The organism is Zymomonas mobilis subsp. pomaceae ATCC 29192 (assembly GCF_000218875.1).
Classification (GTDB): Bacteria; Pseudomonadota; Alphaproteobacteria; order Sphingomonadales; family Sphingomonadaceae; genus Zymomonas; species Zymomonas pomaceae.
Genome location: NC_015709.1, coordinates 862879 through 884399 on the forward strand (window position 1 = coordinate 862879; position 21521 = coordinate 884399).

18 protein-coding genes, 1 tRNA gene and 1 pseudogene are annotated in these 21521 nt (G+C 44.3%); 6 read left to right on the top strand and 14 right to left on the bottom strand.

The features are described 5' to 3' along the window. Nucleotides 1–186: 186 nt before the first annotated feature. The 3 genes from proS to ZYMOP_RS03885 are packed head-to-tail and all read left to right on the top strand — an operon-like array spanning nt 187 to nt 3468. Nucleotides 187–1506, top strand: coding sequence for a proline--tRNA ligase (gene proS / locus ZYMOP_RS03875; protein ID WP_013934052.1), 1320 nt, complete (start codon nt 187–189; stop codon nt 1504–1506). A gap of 8 nt (nt 1507–1514) precedes the next feature. Next, nucleotides 1515–2765 carry a lipoprotein-releasing ABC transporter permease subunit gene (locus tag ZYMOP_RS03880; RefSeq protein WP_013934053.1) on the top strand — a complete coding sequence of 417 codons (1251 nt, stop codon included), beginning with the start codon at nt 1515–1517 and terminating at the stop codon, nt 2763–2765. Beyond that, entirely contained in the window at nt 2758–3468 is a 711-nt protein-coding gene (locus ZYMOP_RS03885; RefSeq protein ID WP_013934054.1) for an ABC transporter ATP-binding protein, read from the top strand. Before ZYMOP_RS03880 ends, ZYMOP_RS03885 begins: the two co-directional genes overlap by 8 nt. Before the next feature lie 73 nt (nt 3469–3541). Here ZYMOP_RS03885 and ZYMOP_RS03890 read toward each other — a convergent pair whose 3' ends face one another. Together ZYMOP_RS03890 and ZYMOP_RS03895 are read right to left on the bottom strand one after the other, a co-directional pair. Next, nucleotides 3542–4021 (bottom strand): Lrp/AsnC family transcriptional regulator, encoded by a 480-nt coding sequence (locus ZYMOP_RS03890; RefSeq protein ID WP_013934055.1) that lies wholly within the window; start codon nt 4019–4021, stop codon nt 3542–3544. Nucleotides 4022–4251: 230 nt separating this feature from the next. Next, a complete protein-coding gene (locus tag ZYMOP_RS03895; RefSeq protein ID WP_013934056.1) occupies nt 4252–5214 on the bottom strand; it encodes a PDR/VanB family oxidoreductase in 963 nt (320 codons plus the stop codon). Nucleotides 5215–5601: 387 nt separating this feature from the next. Between ZYMOP_RS03895 and ZYMOP_RS03900 the strand changes: the two are divergent. Next, nucleotides 5602–7274 (top strand): annotated as a pseudogene (locus ZYMOP_RS03900) (formate--tetrahydrofolate ligase). An 81-nt stretch (nt 7275–7355) separates the two neighbouring features. Here ZYMOP_RS03900 and der read toward each other — a convergent pair. The 4 genes from der to ZYMOP_RS03920 all read right to left on the bottom strand — a co-directional run bounded on the left by der (nt 7356) and on the right by ZYMOP_RS03920 (nt 11483). After that, the gene (gene der / locus ZYMOP_RS03905; protein ID WP_013934057.1) at nt 7356–8723 is read right to left on the bottom strand and encodes a ribosome biogenesis GTPase Der; all 1368 of its coding nucleotides are present in this window, start codon (nt 8721–8723) and stop codon (nt 7356–7358) included. A 76-nt stretch (nt 8724–8799) separates the two neighbouring features. Next, on the bottom strand, nt 8800–10299 hold the full coding sequence (locus tag ZYMOP_RS03910) for a PQQ-binding-like beta-propeller repeat protein (RefSeq protein WP_013934058.1): 1500 nt from the start codon (nt 10297–10299) through the stop codon (nt 8800–8802). Nucleotides 10300–10313: 14 nt separating this feature from the next. Next, entirely contained in the window at nt 10314–11078 is a 765-nt protein-coding gene (locus ZYMOP_RS03915; protein ID WP_041581697.1) for a DUF2659 family protein, read from the bottom strand. A 328-nt stretch (nt 11079–11406) separates the two neighbouring features. After that, a tRNA-Asp gene (locus ZYMOP_RS03920) sits at nt 11407–11483 on the bottom strand. 489 nt (nt 11484–11972) lie between these two features. On the opposite strand from ZYMOP_RS03920, the gene ZYMOP_RS03925 reads away from it, so the two are divergent. Then, nucleotides 11973–12629 carry a cell wall hydrolase gene (locus ZYMOP_RS03925; protein WP_013934060.1) on the top strand — a complete coding sequence of 219 codons (657 nt, stop codon included), beginning with the start codon at nt 11973–11975 and terminating at the stop codon, nt 12627–12629. Between the two features lie 30 nt (nt 12630–12659). Here the strand turns inward: ZYMOP_RS03925 and ZYMOP_RS03930 are convergent, their stop codons facing one another. From ZYMOP_RS03930 to ZYMOP_RS03945, 4 genes are read right to left on the bottom strand one after another with little or no spacing between them, the layout of a single operon-like run. Next, a complete protein-coding gene (locus tag ZYMOP_RS03930; RefSeq protein WP_013934061.1) occupies nt 12660–12983 on the bottom strand; it encodes a hypothetical protein in 324 nt (107 codons plus the stop codon). A 16-nt stretch (nt 12984–12999) separates the two neighbouring features. After that, nucleotides 13000–14406: an MBOAT family O-acyltransferase gene (locus tag ZYMOP_RS03935; protein WP_013934062.1), complete on the bottom strand. Its 1407-nt coding sequence runs from the start codon at nt 14404–14406 to the stop codon at nt 13000–13002. Nucleotides 14407–14442: 36 nt separating this feature from the next. Beyond that, nucleotides 14443–15990 carry an SGNH/GDSL hydrolase family protein gene (locus tag ZYMOP_RS03940; RefSeq protein WP_013934063.1) on the bottom strand — a complete coding sequence of 516 codons (1548 nt, stop codon included), beginning with the start codon at nt 15988–15990 and terminating at the stop codon, nt 14443–14445. After that, nucleotides 15987–17048 (bottom strand): SGNH/GDSL hydrolase family protein, encoded by a 1062-nt coding sequence (locus ZYMOP_RS03945; RefSeq protein WP_013934064.1) that lies wholly within the window; start codon nt 17046–17048, stop codon nt 15987–15989. Before ZYMOP_RS03945 ends, ZYMOP_RS03940 begins: the two co-directional genes overlap by 4 nt. A 338-nt stretch (nt 17049–17386) precedes the next feature. On the opposite strand from ZYMOP_RS03945, the gene ZYMOP_RS03950 reads away from it, so the two are divergent. Further along, nucleotides 17387–18424 (top strand): ribonucleotide-diphosphate reductase subunit beta, encoded by a 1038-nt coding sequence (locus ZYMOP_RS03950; protein ID WP_013934065.1) that lies wholly within the window; start codon nt 17387–17389, stop codon nt 18422–18424. Nucleotides 18425–18543: 119 nt separating this feature from the next. On the opposite strand, the gene ZYMOP_RS03955 is transcribed toward ZYMOP_RS03950, so the two are convergent. From ZYMOP_RS03955 to ZYMOP_RS03970, 4 genes are all read right to left on the bottom strand, one after another. After that, nucleotides 18544–19182, bottom strand: a complete 639-nt coding sequence (locus ZYMOP_RS03955) for an HAD family hydrolase (RefSeq protein ID WP_013934066.1) — start codon at nt 19180–19182, stop codon at nt 18544–18546. Nucleotides 19183–19186: 4 nt separating this feature from the next. Then, a complete protein-coding gene (locus ZYMOP_RS03960; RefSeq protein WP_013934067.1) occupies nt 19187–19918 on the bottom strand; it encodes an ATP12 family chaperone protein in 732 nt (243 codons plus the stop codon). Between the two features lie 17 nt (nt 19919–19935). Beyond that, on the bottom strand, nt 19936–20229 hold the full coding sequence (locus tag ZYMOP_RS03965; RefSeq protein ID WP_013934068.1) for a hypothetical protein: 294 nt from the start codon (nt 20227–20229) through the stop codon (nt 19936–19938). 107 nt (nt 20230–20336) lie between these two features. Further along, nucleotides 20337–21449 carry an RluA family pseudouridine synthase gene (locus ZYMOP_RS03970; RefSeq protein WP_013934069.1) on the bottom strand — a complete coding sequence of 371 codons (1113 nt, stop codon included), beginning with the start codon at nt 21447–21449 and terminating at the stop codon, nt 20337–20339. Between the last annotated feature and the right edge of the window lie 72 nt (nt 21450–21521).

The window sequence follows — 21521 nt, forward strand, 5'->3', positions numbered from 1 at the left end:
TGAATAGTAATAAATATATTACTTTTTTTAACAAAATGGCCCTCTGAATTTTTAAATCATTATGCTTTCTTTTCCTGCAATGCATCAAAGTTAATCGAAAAAGAGAAAGTTCAGTTGCAGCTATCGATTCTGCGATTTACAAGCCTTGATAACAGTATGACTTTTTGACGGATGAAGTTTTAATCTATGCGTTTATCCCGTTATTTCCTTCCGGCGATGAAAGAAACGCCGGCTGATGCTCAAATCATTAGCCATAAGCTTATGCTACGAGCGGGTATGATCCGTCAGACAGCGGCCGGCATTTATGCGTGGCTCCCCTTGGGGCTACGGGTATTACGTCGGATCGAGGCTATTATTCGAGAAGAGCAAAATCGTGCAGGTGCGCTTGAATTATTGATGCCCACCTTGCAAACGGCTGACTTATGGCGAGAATCAGGCCGCTACGATGCCTATGGTCCAGAAATGCTTCGCATCAAAGACCGTCATAATCGCGAATTGCTTTATGGCCCAACCAATGAAGAAATGATCACAGCGTTAATTCGTGATAATCTTCAGAGTTACCGCGATCTGCCACGGATTTTCTATCATATTCAGTGGAAATTTCGGGATGAAGTTCGTCCCCGCTTTGGTGTTATGCGTGGCCGCGAATTTCTGATGAAGGATGCCTACAGTTTCGATCTTGATGAAACGGCAGGTCGCCACAATTACAATCGCATGTTTGTGGCCTATCTAAACAGCTTTGCCCGTCTTGGGCTGCGCGCTATCCCGATGCAGGCTGATACAGGGCCTATCGGGGGTGATTTATCTCATGAATTTATTGTTCTGGCCCCCAATGGTGAAAGTGATGTTTTCTATCACAGCAACTGGGAACAGCCGACCCAGCCGATAAATGCCGATTTTGACAATCCAGAATCATTACAAAAAATTGTCAATGCTCATATTACCGATTATGCCGCCACGGATGAAAAACGTGACCCCGTAAGGGAAGCACAGGCGGGTGATAAGCTTTGCCAGTCACGCGGAATAGAAGTCGGTCATATCTTCTTTTTTGGTAGTAAATATTCAAAGCCGATGGGCTTTACGCTGCCCGGCCCTGATGGAAAACCAATTCAAGTCCAAATGGGCAGCTATGGCATCGGTATTTCTCGCCTTTTGGGGGCTATTATCGAAGCTAGCCATGATGATTCTGGCATTATTTGGCCAAAAGAAGTCGCCCCCTATCAAGTAGGGCTGATCAACTTACGGGTGGATGATGAAAGCTGCAAATCAGTTGCCGATTCATTGTATAATCGATTAGAAACGGCAAAGATCGATACGCTTTATGATGACCGCAATGATCGCGGTGGCGCTAAATTTGCAACGATGGATTTAATTGGCTTACCTTGGCAGCTTATCGTTGGCCCCAAAGGGGTAAAAGAAGGCGTAGTTGAGCTGAAAAATCGTGCTACCGGAGATAAGCAGACGCTTCCCATCGAGGAAGCCTTTTCTCTTTTAACGACAGGTTAGCAATAAGAATGATTCTGACAGCCTATGAACGCATGATTGCCCGGCGATATTTGTTGCCGGGTAAGGAAGAAGCGTTCATATTTTTGGTTGCCTCTATCAGCCTCCTTGCGGTCACCTTAGGCGTAGCTGCCCTCATTATTGTTATGAGCGTGATGAACGGATTTCGGGCTGAATTATTTGATAAGATAGTGGGTATCAATGGCCATGCTGTTGTTCAAGGATACAACGGCCAATTAATCAATTGGCGGCCTATTCTAGAAGAAGCCAAAAACACACCAGGCGTTGTCAGTGCTATTCCTCTTATCGAACAACCGCTTATGGCCAGTCATGAAGGTCGGGTAGAAGGTGTTCTGCTTCGCGGCATGGAAATGGGCGATATTAAAGGGAATACCCTTATCCGCTCTAATATTCGCGAAGGTAATTTAAATGCCTTAAGACAAGGTTCTAATAGCGTTATTATCGGAATAAGATTGGCGGAACAACTGGGACTTCATGCCGGAGATGATATCAGTTTGATTTCTCCCGCAGGCCAGACCACCCCTTTTGGAACCGTGCCGCGCATCGTTTCCTATCATATCGCCGCTATTTTTGAAATCGGGGTTTATGATTACGATAAGGCCTTTGTCATTATGCCGATGGCGGATGCACAAACCTTACTCATGATGGATAATACAATCGGTATTATCGAAATCAGAACGACTAATGCTGACCATGTTGGGCAAATTCTCTCTTCTTTACGAGCAAGAGTCGCCAATGTTGGTGTTTTACAAGACTGGCGGACAATGAATGCCAGCCTGTTTCAAGCCCTGTCGGTTGAACGCGTTGTAATGTTCTGGATTTTAGCGCTTATTATTTTAGTCGCTGCTTTCAACATTCTTTCTTCCTTGATTATGTTAGTGCGCGCTAAAAATCGGGATATTGCTATTTTAAGAACAATGGGCGCTTCCCGCCTATCTATGCTTAAAATATTTATGGCGGTTGGTTTGGCTATTGGTGGTCTTGGCACCTTGGCCGGCTTAATTTTGGCCTCTATTATTTTATATTTTAGACAGCCTTTGGTCGATGCCATTCAATATTTTAGCGGTCAGGATTTATGGGACCCTTCTATTCGCATAATTACTCAATTACCGGCGCGCGTTGATCCTATTGAAGTATTGGGAATTATGGCGCTCTCTCTTGGCTCCAGTTTTCTTTTCACCCTTTATCCGGCATGGAAAGCCGCCAGCACTGATCCTGTAGAAGTCCTGCGCTATGAATAGCCCTACCCCTTTTTCTATAGATGACAGAAACGCCGTCGAGATATTCGATCTTCAGCGTAGTTTTATGCAGGCTGGACATTCTATACAGATTCTGCGTGGCATTGATCTTATAGTTAAAAAAGGGGAGATTTTAGCCCTTCTTGGGCCCTCCGGATCAGGAAAATCTACATTTTTACAGGCTGTAGGATTGTTAGAAAGGGGTTTCACAGGGTCAATCAGAATTGCCGGACAGGAAATTAACGCTCTAAGTGATAGGGATCGAACGACTATCAGGCGTGATTATCTCGGTTTTGTTTATCAGTTTCATCATCTGTTACCTGATTTTTCAGCGGTTGAAAATGTCATGTTGCCTCAGCTTATTCAGGGAAAAAGTCCAAAAGAAGCAAAAGAACGGGCCATTTTTTTACTGGTTAGTCTGAAATTGAAAGATCGACTCCACCATCATCCGGCTCAATTATCGGGAGGTGAGCAACAACGTGTGGCCGTCGCACGGGCATTAGCGAATCGTCCAGCGGTCGTGTTGGCCGACGAGCCAACAGGTAATCTTGATGAAATGACGGCTGATGTTGTTCTTAATGAATTTTTGAGGCTCGTAAGACGACAAGGGTCGGCAGCCATTATCGCAACGCATAATGTTACAATGGCTAAAAAGATGGATCGCATCGTAACCCTGCATGAAGGCCACCTCATAGAATATTACTAATGAGGCGGCGATAATTGTCTTATTTCTTATGCAGTATCGAGAATATTTCTCTAGATATTGATCTATTTAAAATTTATTTATGGCGGCTAGAAGGTAACGGTAAAATAGTACTGTGTTTTAATTCTTCCATAGAAAATATCGCACTGACGTCTGTTAATTTCACACTATTTACAAGCTTTTTATAAAGATTATCGTATTCTTGAATACTCGATACCTGAAGCTTTAAAAGATAATCAATATCCCCCGCTAAGCGATAAAACTCCATTACTTCTGGTAAGTCGTTGACTATACGAATAAAGTTATCCAGCCATTCTTGGGAATGTTCCGCACATCGAATACAGACAAAAACAGTAATGCCCAGACCTATCTTTTGCGGATCAAGCAAAGTTACACGATTGAGAATAACCCCATCGGCTTCTAATAAACGTATCCGACGCCAGCAGGCATTCGCAGAAAGGCCGGTCTTTTCAGACAACTCAGCCATGGTTACAGTAGCATCTTGCTGTAATAAAGCCAAAATACTACTATCAAAATTATCCAGTTTTCTGACCATAATTAGAGATATTTCCCAAAAAATTCTGCATATTATTGGAACATAATAACCTTATTTCATAATTTCTGCAAAATTTTTTTAAAGTTCTCTTTTCAAAAGAAACGCAATAGTAAAAATTATAGATAAAATATTAGTCTATAAAAAATTTTTCTATTGTTTAACATTATAAATAATGCATTACTATATTCACATGACAGTTAATCACAAAGCAAAAACTCACAAATAATTTCTTAAAGATCAATGACTAATCTTTTTGAACGCGATCGGGAACAGCATAACGCTATTTCTTTATTACTTGCTTTTTCTTCATCAGATTGAACAAAATCGCGATGGTCGCCTTGCCCCGAAATTAAACCGACAAGACAAGCGCCACACACACCTTCTTCACAGGCCAGCGAAATCTCAATACCCGCTTCATCCAAGGCTTCTGCGATACTTTGTGTAGGCGTAACCGTAATTACCTTTTGGGTTGAAGCTAATTCTACTTCAAAACTTTCCTCATTGGCATCCCCAAGCGCAGTAACCGCGGAAAAAGCTTCGCTGTGAATATGGTCAGCTTTCCATCCATATTTTTGCGCTTCAGTGGCAATTTTTTCCATAAAAGATTGCGGGCCACAGTGATAAAGTTGTGTATCGGGTGAATATCTTAGCAACTCGGCAGGAAGATTATGCCGTAAACTATCCCCCTGGCGGCTATAGTGAATAAAGATTTGGCCTGAACTAAAACCTTTTCGAAGACGTGCCATAAAAACACTGAAATCTTCACTAGAGGTATAATAATGTAAAACAAAAGGCTTCTTTTGATGATCAAGCGTTTCTGCCATTGCGAGCAAGGGCGTAATACCAATACCCCCCCCTATTAAAAGATATTCTGCCGCTTCTTGTAATTGAAAATGATTACGGGGAGGTGAAATTCTAAGCCTATCACCGACCTTTAAATAGTCATATAAATATGCAGAACCCCCACGGGATTTTTCTTCCCGTTTGACGCATATGAGATAGGAATCGCGCTCTCTCGGATCATTCGCCAATGAATATTGGCGTATGAATCCTTCAGGTATATAGACGTCAATATGAGCACCAGCCTCGAACGCAGGAAGCGGCGAGGCAGATTCAGGAACCAGTCGAAAACTGCGACTATGTTCGCCTTCAAAATGGGCTTCCGCAACAGTAACGGTAATCAGTTGATTCATAGAGAAAGGCAGCCTCCAAAGAAACAAAATACAAAGACAGAAAAATCAATTTTTTATAGCGCAAACAACCCTAAATAGCTTTTCTAAAAAGTTGAAATTTTCAATAATTTTTTAAAGCAATCGTCAAATTATTTTGTGTCTTCCGAACAACAGAAAAGCCTTGCAAAAAAGCTTTATATCCTCAACAAAACTGTGACTATTTAAGCTATTTTTCATATAAAAACGCTTTTTAGGATATGATATTGTTATATAATTTTATTATAAATTAATAATAAATCTATCCTTTTGATATTCGCTTGTTATCCGTTTTATTATTTTAAATAACTGCTAAAGACGGCTGAAAGTCACGTTCTTTTTATCTTATGTTTTCCGTTGGAGGAAATAATTATGCTGAGCGATATCGAAATCGCCCGGTCCGCAACTTTGAAGCCTATTACTGAGATTGCGGGTCATTTAAACATTCCTGATGAAGCGGTTTTACCCTTCGGTCATGATATTGCCAAAATAGACGGACGTTATCTTCAATCTCTGTCCTCACGTCCTCGTGGTAAGTTGGTGTTGGTCAGTGCAATTACCCCGACGCCAGCAGGCGAAGGCAAAACAACCACCACGGTTGGTCTTGGAGATGCCCTTAACCGTATCGGGAAAAAGGCGGTCATCTGTCTAAGAGAACCTTCTCTTGGCCCCTGCTTCGGTGTCAAAGGGGGTGTGCAGGAGGAGGCTACGCTCAAGTTGTTCCTATGGAGCGTATTAACCTGCATTTTACAGGCGATTTTCATGCCATTACGTCAGCACATGATTTGCTGGCAGCCATGATTGATAATCATGTTCATTGGGGTAATGAACCGATATTGGATCGTCGGAGCATTACTTTCCGGCGCGTCATTGATATGAATGACCGGATGTTGCGCAATATGGTGATAGGCTTGGGCGGTGGCGCCAATGGCTATCCCCGTGAAGCTGGCTTTGATATTAGCGTGGCCTCGGAAGTTATGGCAATTCTTTGTCTTGCCTCTGATCTTAAAGACCTTCGGGCACGGATCGAACGTATTATTATCGGTGAAGATAGTGATCGCAACCCTGTTGCTGCGGCGTTGATTAAGGCAGCCGGGGCCATGACAGCGCTTTTAAAAGACGCTTGCCAGCCGAATCTGGTGCAGACATTAGAAGGTAATCCGGCGCTTATTCACGGTGGCCCCTTTGCCAATATTGCCCATGGCTGTAATTCGTTAATCGCAACGAAGGCTGCGCTTCATCTTGGCGATATTACCATTACCGAAGCGGGATTTGGTGCCGATCTTGGTGCTGAAAAATTCTTTGACATTAAATGCCGCCAAGCCAATCTTGAACCTGATGCTGTGGTTCTGGTGGCAACGGTGCGTGCCCTTAAAATGCATGGCGGTGTTGCCCTGGCCGATTTAAAGCAGGAAAATGTTTCCGCACTTGAAACGGGCTTTGCCAATCTTGCCCGCCATGCAGAAAATCTTGCCAAATTCGGTGTCAAAGTCATTGTTGCCATTAACCGCTTCAATACAGATACCCAAGCAGAACTGGACACTCTTCAGGATCTTTGCGCGGGTATTGGCCTTGATTCGGCGATTTGTACTCATTTCAGCGATGGCGGTGCTGGAGCGGAGGATCTTGCCCGTAAACTATCTGGCATACTGGATGCCCCCAAAGAAGATAACTTCCGGCTCCTTTATCCAGATGAAATGCCTTTATGGCAAAAAATAGAAACGATTGCGAAAGAGATCTATCGCGCTGGTGAAGTTATTCCCCAAGGACAGGTTTTGAAAAAGCTGAAGAGCTTTGAAGAACAAGGCTTTGGTGACTTACCTGTTTGTATCGCCAAGACGCAATCTTCTTTTTCGGCTGATCCTAAAGCCAAAAATGTGCCTACCGGCCACAGCTTCCCCATCCGCGAAGTTCGGTTAAATGCAGGAGCGGGCTTCATTATCGCTATCTCGGGCAATATTATGACGATGCCGGGTCTTCCCCGTCATCCAGCAGCCGAAAATATTGATATTAATGAAAAAGACGAAATTATGGGGCTTGCCTGATAATTTTATCGTCTTCGTTTAAATGTCTAAAAAAAAGGCTTCCTAATTTTTTAGGAAGCCTTTTTTGTAAGAGGATAAATTTTAATCGAATGGATTATCAGGGGATCGGAAATGCAATCGTATGGGAACCGCCCCAAATCCTAAATCAGATCTCAGGCTGTTGACTAAATAACGTTCATAGCTTGTGGGAAGCTGATCAACACGGGTACCAAATAAGACAAAAGTCGGTGGTCTTGTTTTGATCTGCGTCAAATACCGCAGTTTGATCCTTTTACCGCCCGGTGCTGGGGGGGCATGATGCGTAATAGCGCGAGTCAACCAACGATTTAACTGGCCAGTAGAAACACGACGGCTCCAAGCTTTTCGCGTTTCAAAAGCGGCTTTTAGCAAAGGATCAATACCACGCCCCGTAATCGCGGAAATCGTTATTAACGGCACGCCTTTTACCTGTGCAAGGCCGTCATCTAGCCCTTGCCTTATCGCTTGTAAAAAAGCTGAAGGATTTTCGACCATATCCCATTTATTGATAGCAATAATCAGACTGCGCCCTTCTTCCAAGACGCGATCAGCAATCCGTAAATCCTGACCTTCCAGCCCTTGAGTTGCATCTAAGAGAAGGACAACTACTTCGGCATAATCAATAGTGCGGAAGGTATCCATAACGGATAAACGTTCCATCTTATCGACAACCCGCGCTTTTTTACGAAGTCCGGCTGTATCTATTAAACGCACAGGACGACCTTGCCATTCCCAATCAATGGCGATTGAATCGCGCGTAATACCGGCTTCTGGGCCCGTAATCATGCGATCTTCGCCAATCAACCGATTAATCAGGGTCGATTTTCCTGCATTAGGACGACCAACAATCGCCAATTGCAGCGGTGTTTGATCAATCTCTTCTTCTGTTTTTTCGGTTTCATCCTTTTCGTCATCCAAGGCTACTTTTTCAGAAGTCTCCCCTTCAACAAAAGGCAACAAAGCCTGAAATAAACCGACTAAACCTTCTCCATGCTCTGCCGAGAAAGGTAAAGGTTCCCCAAAACCTAACGAATAGGCTTCCAAGAAACCGGACTCCCCTCCCCGTCCTTCGCATTTATTGGCAACGACAAGAACAGGTTTTGATAAAGCCCGTAACCAGCGCGCTATTTCTTCATCAAGCGGTGTAACACCCTGTCGTGCATCAATGACGAATAAAGCGACATCGCAGTCTTTGACGGCAGCTTCGGTTTGAAAACGCATTCTTCCCGGTAAGCTAGCCGGATCTTCATCTTCAAAACCTGCCGTATCAATAGCAAGAAAACGTAACCCAATAAGATCGGCATCCCCTTCACGCCGATCACGAGTTACACCGGGCCGATCATCTACCAAGGCTAGTCGTTTTCCAACTAACCGATTAAATAGAGTCGATTTACCGACATTAGGGCGGCCAACAATGGCAACGCTTGGCATATTAATTTCCTAGTTAGGGCTTATAAAAGCCCTTAGAATAAATGAATTTTAATAAAATAAGGTAGTTCTAGCGCTGTTATTGCCATGCTTCCAACCGACCGTTTTCACCTAAAAGATACAGTTTATTACGGGCGACAACAGGAGTAACGACCATGGGCATCTTAATGTTCCGTCGCGCCATCATCTGACCATCAGTCGGATCAACCTCGATCACTTCTCCATGATTATTTGTCAGGATAAGACGATCACCCGCCAAAATAGGCCCATTCCAATTGATAGGCCCAGTTTTTCTATTAGGATTAACCCAAGTTTTTAACTGACTCATCCAACGAATATGGCCAGTCTTACGAAGAATAGAGAGTAATTTACCATCCATCGTCACGACAAATATCCATTGCCCGGCCACCCAAGGGGTAGAAAGACCCGCTATATTGAGTTCCCATAACCGTTGACCTGTAAACAGATCGACAGCGACCATTCTTCCGCCCTGACCAATGGCATAGACATGGCCGGAATCAATAACAGGGAAAGCATCAATATCCGACAAACTGCCAACCGAGGTTGAAATGCTGGTACGCGAAAGCGCATCCTGCCAAACTTCATAGCCATTTTCATAGCGATAAGCATTTAATTCGCCAGAAGAAAAACCCGCAACAATAGTACCATGAGAAATAGAGGGCGCAGCGGCTCCAAAGACAGCAGTAGCTTCTAATGTAGCCGCATCAGACCATTGCACATCGCCATTTTCCTGTGACAAAGCAAAAATCTGATTATCACGGGAAATAACGTAAACGTTACCAAGCCCGACCCCAGGCGCGCCCCGTAAAGGGCCCCCCGGACGTTTAATCCAGAGCTGTTTTCCGGTTTTAGCATCAAAGGCGGCAATATCACCAACACCCGACGTCGCAAATACATGCTCTCCGTCGACACTGACCCCACCCCCAAACATGGATGCACTGTTACCACTACCGCGTCTTGGTTTTTTATTTTTTATACGTAATTTTTCAGCCCGTTCCCATAATTTATAGGCTTGCTTATCAGAGCGTTTCGGTGGGGGTAAGGCTTCGCCTTCGTCATCATCAACCTGCGCAGCGGGGATAATGTCATGGCCGTCACCAACCATTTTTTTCCAGAGCAATCGCCCTTTATCTGCGTCGAAAGCATAAAGATGTCCGTGCGTATCAACAACAAATAATCGGCCATTGGATATAACTGGCCCAGAAGCCATACGCGCTTTGGTGCTGGCGCCTGCAATTTTTGCTTGCCATAGACGTGAGGTACCCTTTCCAAGGGTAAGCTGTCCCATTGATTTTTCTGCGTTACCGCCTGGCTGTTCCCAGTCTTCATTGAGAAAGGCCTCTGGTAAGGTGACAGGAACAGAAGACAAGCCGGGATCTACATCGACCCCAGTTTCTGACATCAGAATAGGCGTTCGTTCACCGATCAGAGGGGTTTTTGGCTTATTTTCTTTCCCCCCCAAACTCCCACATGATGTTGTAGTAAGCATTAAAAGGCAGCTAAGACCCACGCTTGTTAAAAGACGTGCCTTTTTTAACCCGTATTTTATAACCGTCATCCCCAGCTATTTCCTTATTTTTTAGCAGGAGCCGGTGTAACCGGAGCTGAATTCGCTTGTTTCGCTTTGGCCGGAACAATATCGGCATAAGAATTTGCAAGGGATTTAGCGCGTTCACGAATATCTTCTGGAACAGAAGGTTCGGCGATAATACGCTGATATACTTTTACAGCCTGATCCGGCTTATTGTCTTTTAGATAAGCGGCGGCCTGTATTTCACCTGCTGTACCTAGCCACCGACTACCGGGCAACATCAAAGGTTGAAGACGTTTAATGACATCAGCAGGCGGCAACGTATCAAGTTCGATAGCACTTAAATGTAAGGTTGCAACGGCCTGTAGAATATCACCCGCAGCCTGATCCTTGATAATCGTCTGATATAAAGCGCTAGCTCCTTTGACATCCCCCTTATCGGCCAAGCTACCCGCTTTTAAAAAGCGACCAAGACTGGCATATATTGGGTCACCAGAGGCGATAAGCTTATCCAGCGCCGCCATATCTTTTACTTGGCCACCTTGCGCAATAGGCGCCAGAATATTGGTAAGAGCCTCGCCCCGCTTTTCTATCTCGGCTTGTTTATGGCGATGATACGACCAACAGCCGATGCCTGAAACCAAAAGGATCGCTACAACAAGGCAAACGATTCCAACGATACATCGTCTATGGGTTTCGCAGAAACACTTGGCCTTTTCTAGGTGAGGCTGTTCAGAAACAGCATGCAACGCATTTTTATTATCGGTGCTGTTGTGCGGCAGGTCAGCCAAAATCATCTCCAACATCAATCAACGGTCACGCTTTAACACATTAAAGCGAATCGATATATTTTAGACTGTTAAGTTTATAGTGTTCTAACGGTCTTAACAAAGATTAAGCTGATAGCGTCTCTGATAAAGAGAGAAGTCAGTCAATGGCCGATTAAGGAATTATAAGAAAAGATTCTCAAGATAAAGAGATATACGCTATCTTTAGCGTATTTTATTGAACAGGGAGAAATAATTTTTTAGGAAAATAACTATAATCTATCACTGCCTAAGTGGCATAATGATTTTAAGACTTAGAAAAACAATGGTTTTCTAAACTTCCAGAGTAAACGCGCCATTAAAAAAATGGCGCGAGTGACGGGACTCGAACCCGCGACCTCCGGCGTGACAGGCCGGCGCTCTAACCAACTGAGCTACACCCGCTTGGGATGGGCTGTGCTCTAAGAGAGGGAGCTGCTGTCGTCAAGAACTATTTGAATATTTTTTCATTTTTTTGAAAAAAATCTAACATTTACCCCTAAAATAGCTCATTCGTTAGCGGTGGTTTATCTTAGCTTAAAGGCAAGGTTCAAAAACAAATATCCGTATTAAGGAACCACAGGATAGCAAACCATCGCCTTGTTGATGTTTTTCGCTATAAAATGACAAAATATATAAAATTATACGATAAGTCTTATTGATTGACCGCAAATTATGTCATTTATCGCGGCAAAATAACGGATAGCCTTGGAAAAAGTTCCAATGGATTGACCAAAAGGCGATAGCACGTCACCAAGAAAACGGCCGAGGAAATCCTCCCATCTGGATGTTTCCTGCGAGCAAGTCGTGATTATTCTTACCAGCATAATTTGAATAGCTGTTTTTTAATTTTGTTTATGCGGGTCGAAAATTGCGCAGGTGGTGGAGTTGTCTATGTCCGTTTTAGGGCATTTATTTTGTAAAAAATGGACGAAAATTGTTTTTCCTTTGGCCATTGCAGCGCTTCCTGCAAGCCATGCATTAGCCGCAGCGCTCCCTTTAGGGGCAACACTTGCCAATAATATGGCTATTGTTACGACACAAACGGCGAATGCCTCTGTACGTTATGATAATGAATCTGTTGCCAGTCATGCGCATCAGGCTCTAACTAAATCGGTTGATTATTCCGATAATGACGATCAGGAAGCATCCGTCTCTACGGATGAGTTAGAACAGCAATCTGAAGGTACACAGACGATGTGCATGGCAAAAGTGATTTATCACGAAGCCGCTAATCAGTCTCGTGAAGGCCAAATCGCTATCGCTCAGCTTATTCTTAATCGGGCTGAAAGAGGCGGTCGTTTTCCACAAACCGTATGTGGCGTTACCAATCAGCCGGGTCAATTTTTCGATACCACGCGTTATACGCCGCCGCGGCAGGATCGTCGTTGGCAGAAAGCTATTGAAATAGCCCATGATGTACTGACAGGGAGCAGCGAAGACCTTACCCAGGGTGCTTTATTCTATCACGCTAATTCTCAGGCACCGAACCACTTTTTCAAAACACGCACCCGCGTTCGTATGCTTGGTAGCCACATTTTTTATCGCTAGGTCATCACCTGCTCTATACAAAATATAGGCTTACTCTGATTGATCAGTATTAGAATTATCGGCATCGGAAAAATGAATTGCCTCTAATTTTTTCCAGCTTTGATGCAAAAAATCTCTTGGCTTAGATAGCCCCATATTCGCTGTCATATTTTTCCAGCTATCTGCTGTAGCGACGATAGGGGCTGTCCACGGTGTAGGGGACAGTTCGTCTGCCCAATCGGCAATAGAGGTCGCATTAAAAATAGCCAATAATACAGTCGCTATAACAATACTCTCTATCGTCCATAGCAAGGCATGATGCCTATCTTCTGCATCAGAAGGCAGATCTATCGGTGAAAAATCCTGATGAGCCATAGGACAATTTTTTCCTTTAGAACTGATAATAAATAAAGGGTGCCACGCCTTCATAGCGCATGGCGTCAATTATCAGGATTAAAACGGCAACCACTAGACCAACCGACCATGCCGGCCATTTTTTCAATCGAAGTGCAAAATGCTTCATGCCATCATGCGGTGTAAAGTGGATAACAATACCTAAAAGAATAAGGAACAGCATCAAAGGGGTTACCTGCCCTATCTGCCATGAGCCTTCGTAGATGCCCTTCAAATAATTAATAGCGGCCGTAAAGCTTTCTGCACGAAAAAATATCCAACCAATAACAACAATATGAAACGTAAATATAGTTTGTATCCAGACAGGTAAATTTGGCCAGCTTTTAGGCTTTATCGTATGCCATAGACGTTCACAGGCCAAGACGCCGCCATGGAGAGCACCCCAAATGACAAAAGTCATATTTGCTCCATGCCACAATCCACCAATAAGCATGGTTGCAAAAAGATTGAAATAGGTTCGAAAAGCGCCCCTACGATTACCACCCAGCCAGCCAATATAGACATAATCGCGTAGCCATGTTGAAAGGCTAATATGCCAGCGCCGCCAAAAATCCTGTAAAGAGGTTGCCCGATAAGGCTGATTAAAATTGACGGGGAAGCGGTATCCTAACAAGGCGGCCAGCCCTATAGCCATATCGCTATAGGCTGAAAAATCGCAATAAATCTGAGCTGCATAGCCATAAGCTGCCGCCAACAATTCAAAACGGGAATGGGTAGAAGGATCAAAAAAAATAGGATCAACTAATTGGGTGGAAATTTCAGAAGCGATAACGGCTTTTTTAAACAATCCCCAAATAATCAGTAATAAGGCCATACTGACTTTTGATTTTTCAAAAGGGGGCACTGATTTAAATTGAGGCAGTAATTCTGAAGCCCGAACGATAGGCCCTGCCACCAGATGGGGGAAAAAGGACATTAATAGTAAAATATCCCCTAATGCCGCGGGGGGGACTTTTCGTTTTTCGACATCTACTAGATAGGACATCCCCTGAAAGGTAAAGAAACTTACCCCCACCGGCAGAACAATCTCCATAAAGGGAAGATGGGGTGCGTATCCCAATACACCACAAAGCGCCGCTATCTGATTCAATAAAAAGGCGTAATATTTGAAAAAGGCAAGAATGGAGACATTGCCGATAACCCCGACAATCATAATTCTACGTCGGGGTTTGCCTTCATAATGAGAAAGCAACGCCGCCATAGCCCAATTAAATAACGCTGATAAAATTAAAAGCGCAACGAAACGCCAATCCCACCAACCATAAAAAAACCAACTAGCAATCAATAATGCAATTTTACGCCATTCATTATCTCCTCTGAAAGCACAGGCGATAAAGAAGACAATGAGAAAGAATAGGCCAAAGGTCAAAGTCGGAAAAAGCATTATAGAAACCTAATATTATCACATGGCAGGGATAAGCTATCGTGCTGCTGGCTGAGCCATAGCGTTTTTTATGTCGTTATCCAGCCGATTTGCGATAATTTGTCCACCTAGTAACGTATAGTGAACATAATCATGACGCATTAAAGAAGGGGAGGCTTTCCCCCAGCGGACAGCAGAACAATCCCCGCCCATACGCGCATGCCAATCCCAAAAAGCAATACCTAATTGATTAGCGACACGACGTTGCACATTTCGAACAGCAGCCAGTCCCGCAGGCGGGAATAGTGGATGCGCTGTAATTTTCCAAATTACATTAGAGCTTTGTATCGTCGGTAAATTATTAGAAGAGGGTGAACCTTCTCCGGGGGGCTGCGAAATATCCGGCCCGTTTCCATCATTCTGCCCCAAAACACCTTGAGTATGGAGCGCGTTCATAACCCCCTCCACCCCTTTTGATTGGGCAGGATGCGACAGTGCATTCGCATTTAAAGACGCGGTGATAGCCGAATTATCTGTTAAAATGGGTTCAGCACACATAGGGGGCGCACTGCCCGGCGCATTATGAAGCATCTCGTCACGGCGGCTGGAAGCATCCGGTGCCCCCAACATCAAAATAGGTACATCTCCCGAAAGCCGACGTAACCGACTAACCTGTGCCCGCAAAACAGCTTCAAAAGCGGTAGGATCAAAAAAAGGTGCAAACCCTTCATTCGTCCCAAAAGCCAAAACGATAAGATCGGGATGATAAACTTTAAGTTCAGCAGAAACCACCTGATCACTGCTTCTTTGCAGATGAATAAGTTGCGAGCCGACAACCCCTAAATTAGATAAAGCAATACCCCCATTATCGCGAAAACTCGCCCATGAAGTTAAAGTGATGGGACCATCTGCCGCAACCACATCGGCATGAACCTGCGGCATATCGCTGGTAAGCGTAACACATTGGGGATGTAACCAACTACTGTTAAAGTCCACCCGTTGAAATTGTCCGCCCATAGAAATGACAGCTACCCCTGCCCCAGGTTGGGCTAACCCACAAACCATAAAGCGATCAAAGGATTCTTGAACGCCACTATCCAAAGAAATCTGCGCACCATTTTTATGGGAAGTTAAATTAAAACCGCTGACGCCGACAGGGGGAATATCACTGCTGTAATGGGAACCGAAAATAGAACCAATATTCCAGCCATCAGACATAGAAACATGGACTCCATGGGCAATATAGCCTTTATAAGGAATCCCTGGGGCCAATACCCCCCTTCCACCGGAACCATAGCGATCCTGAAGAATAAACCGCCATGCACCAGAAATAGAATCTCCGGCTGTATGGCTATCGCCAATTTGCAAAATATGAAGCGGTTTTACCCCATTACCTCGGCGATACGCTTCTAGTTTTGAAAAAAAAGGTGCCAGCGCTGCCCCATCTTTTAGTGCAGCGGGCGTTTCTGGGGGTGTAAAGGGAACCTCTAATACTGGGGTTCCCATTGTTGTCGCAGCATTAGAAGAAGCCAATGCCACCGGCGACACACTAACCAAAACCGTTGTTAGAAAAGCTGTCAATTTTAGAAAGGTAAAGCTTTTCACCGGTTGCTTTCTTTTCCATTATTTGGACTAGAAACAGGGGACATTTGTGAGGCCATTTCATTGTCAGATTTTGGTCGGTTCTGATCTGCAAAATGTTTTATTTGCGAGGCCAGCCCACGGCTTAATCTTATATACCCTGTCATTGACATATGCACTCCATCATTCGCCCGCATCAGTGTCATTTTTTTCGGGCCGTCCCCTGCTCCATCTAAAAGATAAGGGGCATATTGCCCTTGTCCATCGACGGTTAACGAACGTGTTTCAATAAAAGGTACATTCAATTTGGCCATTTCAGCAGCATAAAAATTGTTCATATTACTGATGTCGGCATCAAAAGCCGGTTTTCGCATAACAGGCAATCCGACCCAATAGACCGCGATACCTTTCTGTTTCAGCATCGCCACAAAATTTTCTATGCGATCGCCAATAACCTGTCGCCATTCTGCACTTAAAAGGGGTGCAGCATGATGTCCTACTAAAACGCCTTGAACATCATTAGCGCCAAAACAAATAATGGCGATATCAATGGGCTGTGTCGCTAAATCTGATTTAGCCTTTTCTTCAACATTCTGGCTTTGATAACGTGTAAAGCCCGTTGATTGCTGGCTGAATTTTAAGACTCGAAACCCTTCTTTAGCGGGCAACAAGCGATAAAGCGCAGACCATAGCCCATCCCCATAACTATCCCCAAAGACACCAACCCGTAAAGCCTCACCTTGAGCCAGCTTTTTGGCTAATGTTGCCCCTGAAGGTGCAGGGGGTAAGGATGATTGCATCGGAATAGAAGGTTTATAGGCTTCATTCTGAACTAAATCTTTCTGAGGCCCTGTTTGTGGGACAAAGGTTTCATTAGCCGTAACCGTACTACCCGAAATTGTTGTATTGCTGATCTCATTCGATGTTGAAGTCGTGATAGCGGGCGCAATAGAAGTTGTATTAGATACAGACTGTTCTTCCGATTTTCCTGTTAAACCAAAAGCATAGCCTATTGCCACACCGACAGCGACACCCAGCAATAAAACGACCGCCCGATCAGCTAAAAAACGCGCTGACTTCATGAAATCTCCCAGTCTCCGGTCTTATAGGCCCGATAAAGTTATAATTTTAATCAATGGGGGTTTTTTAGCAAAAATCTGTAAGAGGCATAGTAAATCTTTTTCAGTATCCATAACGCGGAAAAATTCCCTGAACGCTTCAATATATTGATATGGGTGCACAAACCTTTGTAAAATAGCCCACTCGATTAATAAGTGATTTTACCCATAACCCCTATATAGAGGGGTGACGATCAATTTATCTACTGTATATAGATTAGCAGCTATAAATTAATGCTTTCGAGTAGCGCTTAGCTACTTAAAATCCCTATTCTAAAAAAGAATCCAAAGGAATACCTTTTATGTCTCTGCTTAAGGCATCTCCTGTTTATAAGCCTTTTGAATATCCGTGGGCTTTTGAATTCTGGCAGCGTCAGCAGCAGGTTCATTGGCTTCCCGAGGAAGTCCCCTTAGGGGAAGATTGTCGCGACTGGGCCCAAAAGCTTAGTAACCATGAGCGCAATCTTCTGACACAGATATTCCGCTTTTTTACACAAGCTGATGTTGAAGTTCAGGACTGCTATTTCGATAAATATAGCCGCATTTTTCGGCCCACTGAAATTAAAATGATGCTGACCGCTTTTAGCAATATGGAAACGGTACATATCGCGGCTTATTCTCATTTATTGGATACAATTGGGATGCCAGAAGCCGAGTATTCTGCATTCCTTCAGTATAAAGAAATGAAGGATAAACATGATTATCTCTCTACCTTTGATGTCGGTAGTGATGAGGATATTGCCCGTACTCTTGCCATGATGGGCGGTTTTACAGAAGGCTTACAGCTATTTGCTAGCTTTGCTATGTTGATGAATTTCCCACGCTTTAATAAAATGAAAGGCATGGGACAGATTGTATCATGGAGTGTCCGTGATGAATCCCTGCATTGCGAAGGGATTATCCGCTTATTCCACACCTTTTGTCAGGAAAGGCAATGCCTCACAAAAGCAGTTAAAGAAGATATTCTCGACATCTGTCAAAAAACGGTCAGAATTGAAGACGCCTTTATTGATTTGGTTTTTGAAATGGGGCCAGTTGAAGGCATGACCCCGAAAGAAATCAAAAAATATATTCGTTATATAGCGGATTGGCGTTTGAATCAGTTAGGACTTTCCCCAATTTATATGATTGAAGAGCATCCTTTACCTTGGCTGACGCCGCTCCTTAATGGTGTAGAACACGCCAATTTTTTTGAAACCCGCTCAACCGAATATTCAAAGGCCGCGACAAAAGGTGATTGGCAAGAAGTATGGGATGCCTTTGATCGTCGTCGGGATACTCATAGTACAGTTATCGAACAACCAGAAACCACGAATGAAAAAGGCTTATTTTCAGCCTAGCTCTACCGAACAAAGAAGAAAAGGCCACACCGAAAACGGTTCATGGCCTTTTCTTACCTAATTCATAGGGGACTAAAACATTTAATAGTTAGGAATTTAACTATCGCCCTTTGATTGATTTAGGAGGCTTTACGCTCTTCCAAAATCAGCGGACTCACGTCAATCACAGGCATATTCGCGCTTTTTGCGGCTTCAATACCGGTAACACTATCTTCGAAAACCAAACATTTTTCAGCGGCTACCCCTAATTTTTCGGCAGCTACCAGAAAAATATCAGGCGCAGGCTTGGGCACACCAATATCTTCAACGGAAAGAACCGCATTAAAAAGGTCGAATAGGCCGACCATTTGAAGCCCTTCTACCAACAGCGCCCGAGGGGCACAGGAAGCGACTGCCATGGGTAAAAGTCCGTAAGCATTACGCGCAATATCAGCAATAGGCTTGATCTCGACAACATGCTGAATATTGGCAAGATAATATTTTCTAACAGATGCAGAAATAAGGCTATGATCGACTTTTTTCCCGATTTCTTCTTCAAAAGCCGAAATCAAATTATCTTCAGAAAATCCTGAACGCGGATAATACCAACTATGGGTCATGGTATAACCAAGTTCGCCCCATGTTGCCTGCCATGCCCGTTCATAAACAGGTAAACTATTAAGCAGCGTCCCATCACAATCAAAAATCAAGGCCGCCGGCGCATCGCCCTCACCAAGATCATTATTGGCTAAAAAAGCCCATGCTTGCTCCGTACTCATTCAGTCATCCTTCGCTAACCGGTTCTAGGACCGTTTGATTGTTTAACAGATTGAAAAACCGGGCAGCTGCTAAAAAATCACGGCGGCGAACCATTAACGCCCGCGTCGCGATTTCATCTTCTCCCCACTGCTCAGTCTGCCATATCTGATCGATATGTGCGGCATCAAAAGCCTCTTCAGGAGAGATTTCTTTTTCCAAAACGGCAAGCGGAATAACAAGAGATCCCGAAATCATTGTCATTTGAGAAAGCGCGGCAACCTCAAAATTGTTAAAATCGGAAATAGCAGCCCCTATACGATTAAGGGTCGTTTCGGGTTGCTGCTTGTGAATAATACCTACGATCCGATGGAAATGGATATCAAAACGGCGTTCTGCCCATTCCAGCAAAGGATCCCACAATTCAGCTTCGCGCTGTGCTAGATTTTGGGGCGTATCAGCTCGATAACAGGTAACATCACTTTCAGCGAACTGCCTAATACCTAGAATAAAATCATCATAATTTTTGGGAACAAGATCGATCGCTGCATTAGCATAGCCCGTCATAGGCATAGCCGCCGGATCAATCTCGTGAGTCTGAGCACGCCATTCTTCTGCGACCTCTTCAGCTAAAGGCTCGCTGGGCAAAATCAATGGATTACGCGCCGGCGTCATGACCTGACGCTCATCTAGTTTTAGAGCAAAACCTAATTTTGCTTTTTCTACACTAGCCTCTTTATAAAAACGTTTTCTTTTCATTTCTTAAAGCCTCGTCCCTAGGACTTTTGCCATCTGATAAGGGCTTGCGGAATCACCATAATAACCAGACCCACAGCCACCAAGCCGTCAAGCCAACGAGAATCCCACGGAAAAAATTGCGGCATTTGTAGCAAGAAGATAGCCAATGTAATCAGTAAAGCGCCTACTACCCGACAAGATGACAGCCAAAACATACGCTGCCGACAAGCTCTGACAATATCGAAAGAGCTCTCTTTCCATTGCCGACTATTTTCACCCGCCTGTTCTAATTGACGAGCAACCCTATTATAATAGACGTCTTTCTGAGCCACATCCTTATGCCTTGATATATGCCTGAGTAATTGGGTTGCTTTTCTCTATGCAGAATAATTCAGCATAGGCAGAACGAAACCACAATGCCAGAACAAGCCCGCTAAACTTACCGTTTCTTATCATGCTCTTTTTGTGAAGAGCGATTCCGCCTTTCTCCGCGTCTGGCACGCCGCCGATCCCGCGCCCGTCGCCCCGCTGCTATTTTCTCAGATTCCTTATCCAAGGCGATTTTTTCACCTGCCAAGGGGCGATCAAAACCATTTTCCAGATCAAATCCTAATAACCCCATACTCTCGATAAAATGTTCAGGTAGATCAGCATGAACATCCAAAGAAGAACCATTGGGATGGGGAATCACTAAACGGCGGGCATGAAGATGCATTTTACGGCTGATGCCGCCTGTGAGAAAAGCTTCCTTGCCCCCATATTTACCATCACCCACGATCGGGAAGCCAATAGCCGAAAGATGGGCGCGTAATTGATGGGTACGTCCCGTTAACGGCTGTAATTCTAACCAACAAGCCGCATTTCCGGCCCGTTCAACAATACGATAAAGCGTTTTAGCCGTTGCACCGTTTTCTTCATCAACATGCATTTTTTCACCACCGGAGCCGGGTTGCCGTGCCAGAGGTAAATCAATTAAGCCTTCTTCAATCGAAGGTACGCCCACAACCAAAGCCCAATACACTTTATGAGCGGTACGTCCTGAAAAAGATTTTGAAAAATAACCCGCAGCATTCGCTGAACGGGCAAGCAATAAGACACCCGAGGTATCTTTATCCAGACGATGGACCAATTTTGGACGGGAAACGGCGTCAAATTGTAAGGCGTCTAATAAACCATCAAGATGGTAATGTGTTTTTGTACCACCCTGTGTGGCGAGACCAGGCGGTTTATTAACAATAATAGCATCCCGATCGCGATGGATTACCAAAGACTGAGCAAATTCATTTTCTGCCGCGGTTAATTCTGCTCTTTTTGGTTTTGACGGGCGATCATCTGACTGATCGGGTTCAATGGGGGGTACCCGAATAGATTGCCCGGCCATAACACGCGCCCCCGGAAGGGCACGGCGGCCATCCAGTCGCAATTGTCCTGTACGGGCCCAGCGCGCTATTCTTGTATAGCCGGTATCGGGCAAATGACGTTGAAACCAACGATCAAGGCGAATGCCATCGTCATCTTCGTCGACGATAAAACTGCGAACATTCTCACTCATAGACTGCCCCCTTCAGATACGATTTTTTAGAATAATGAATAGAATGACGAGAGACGGCAGCGTAAGGCGACA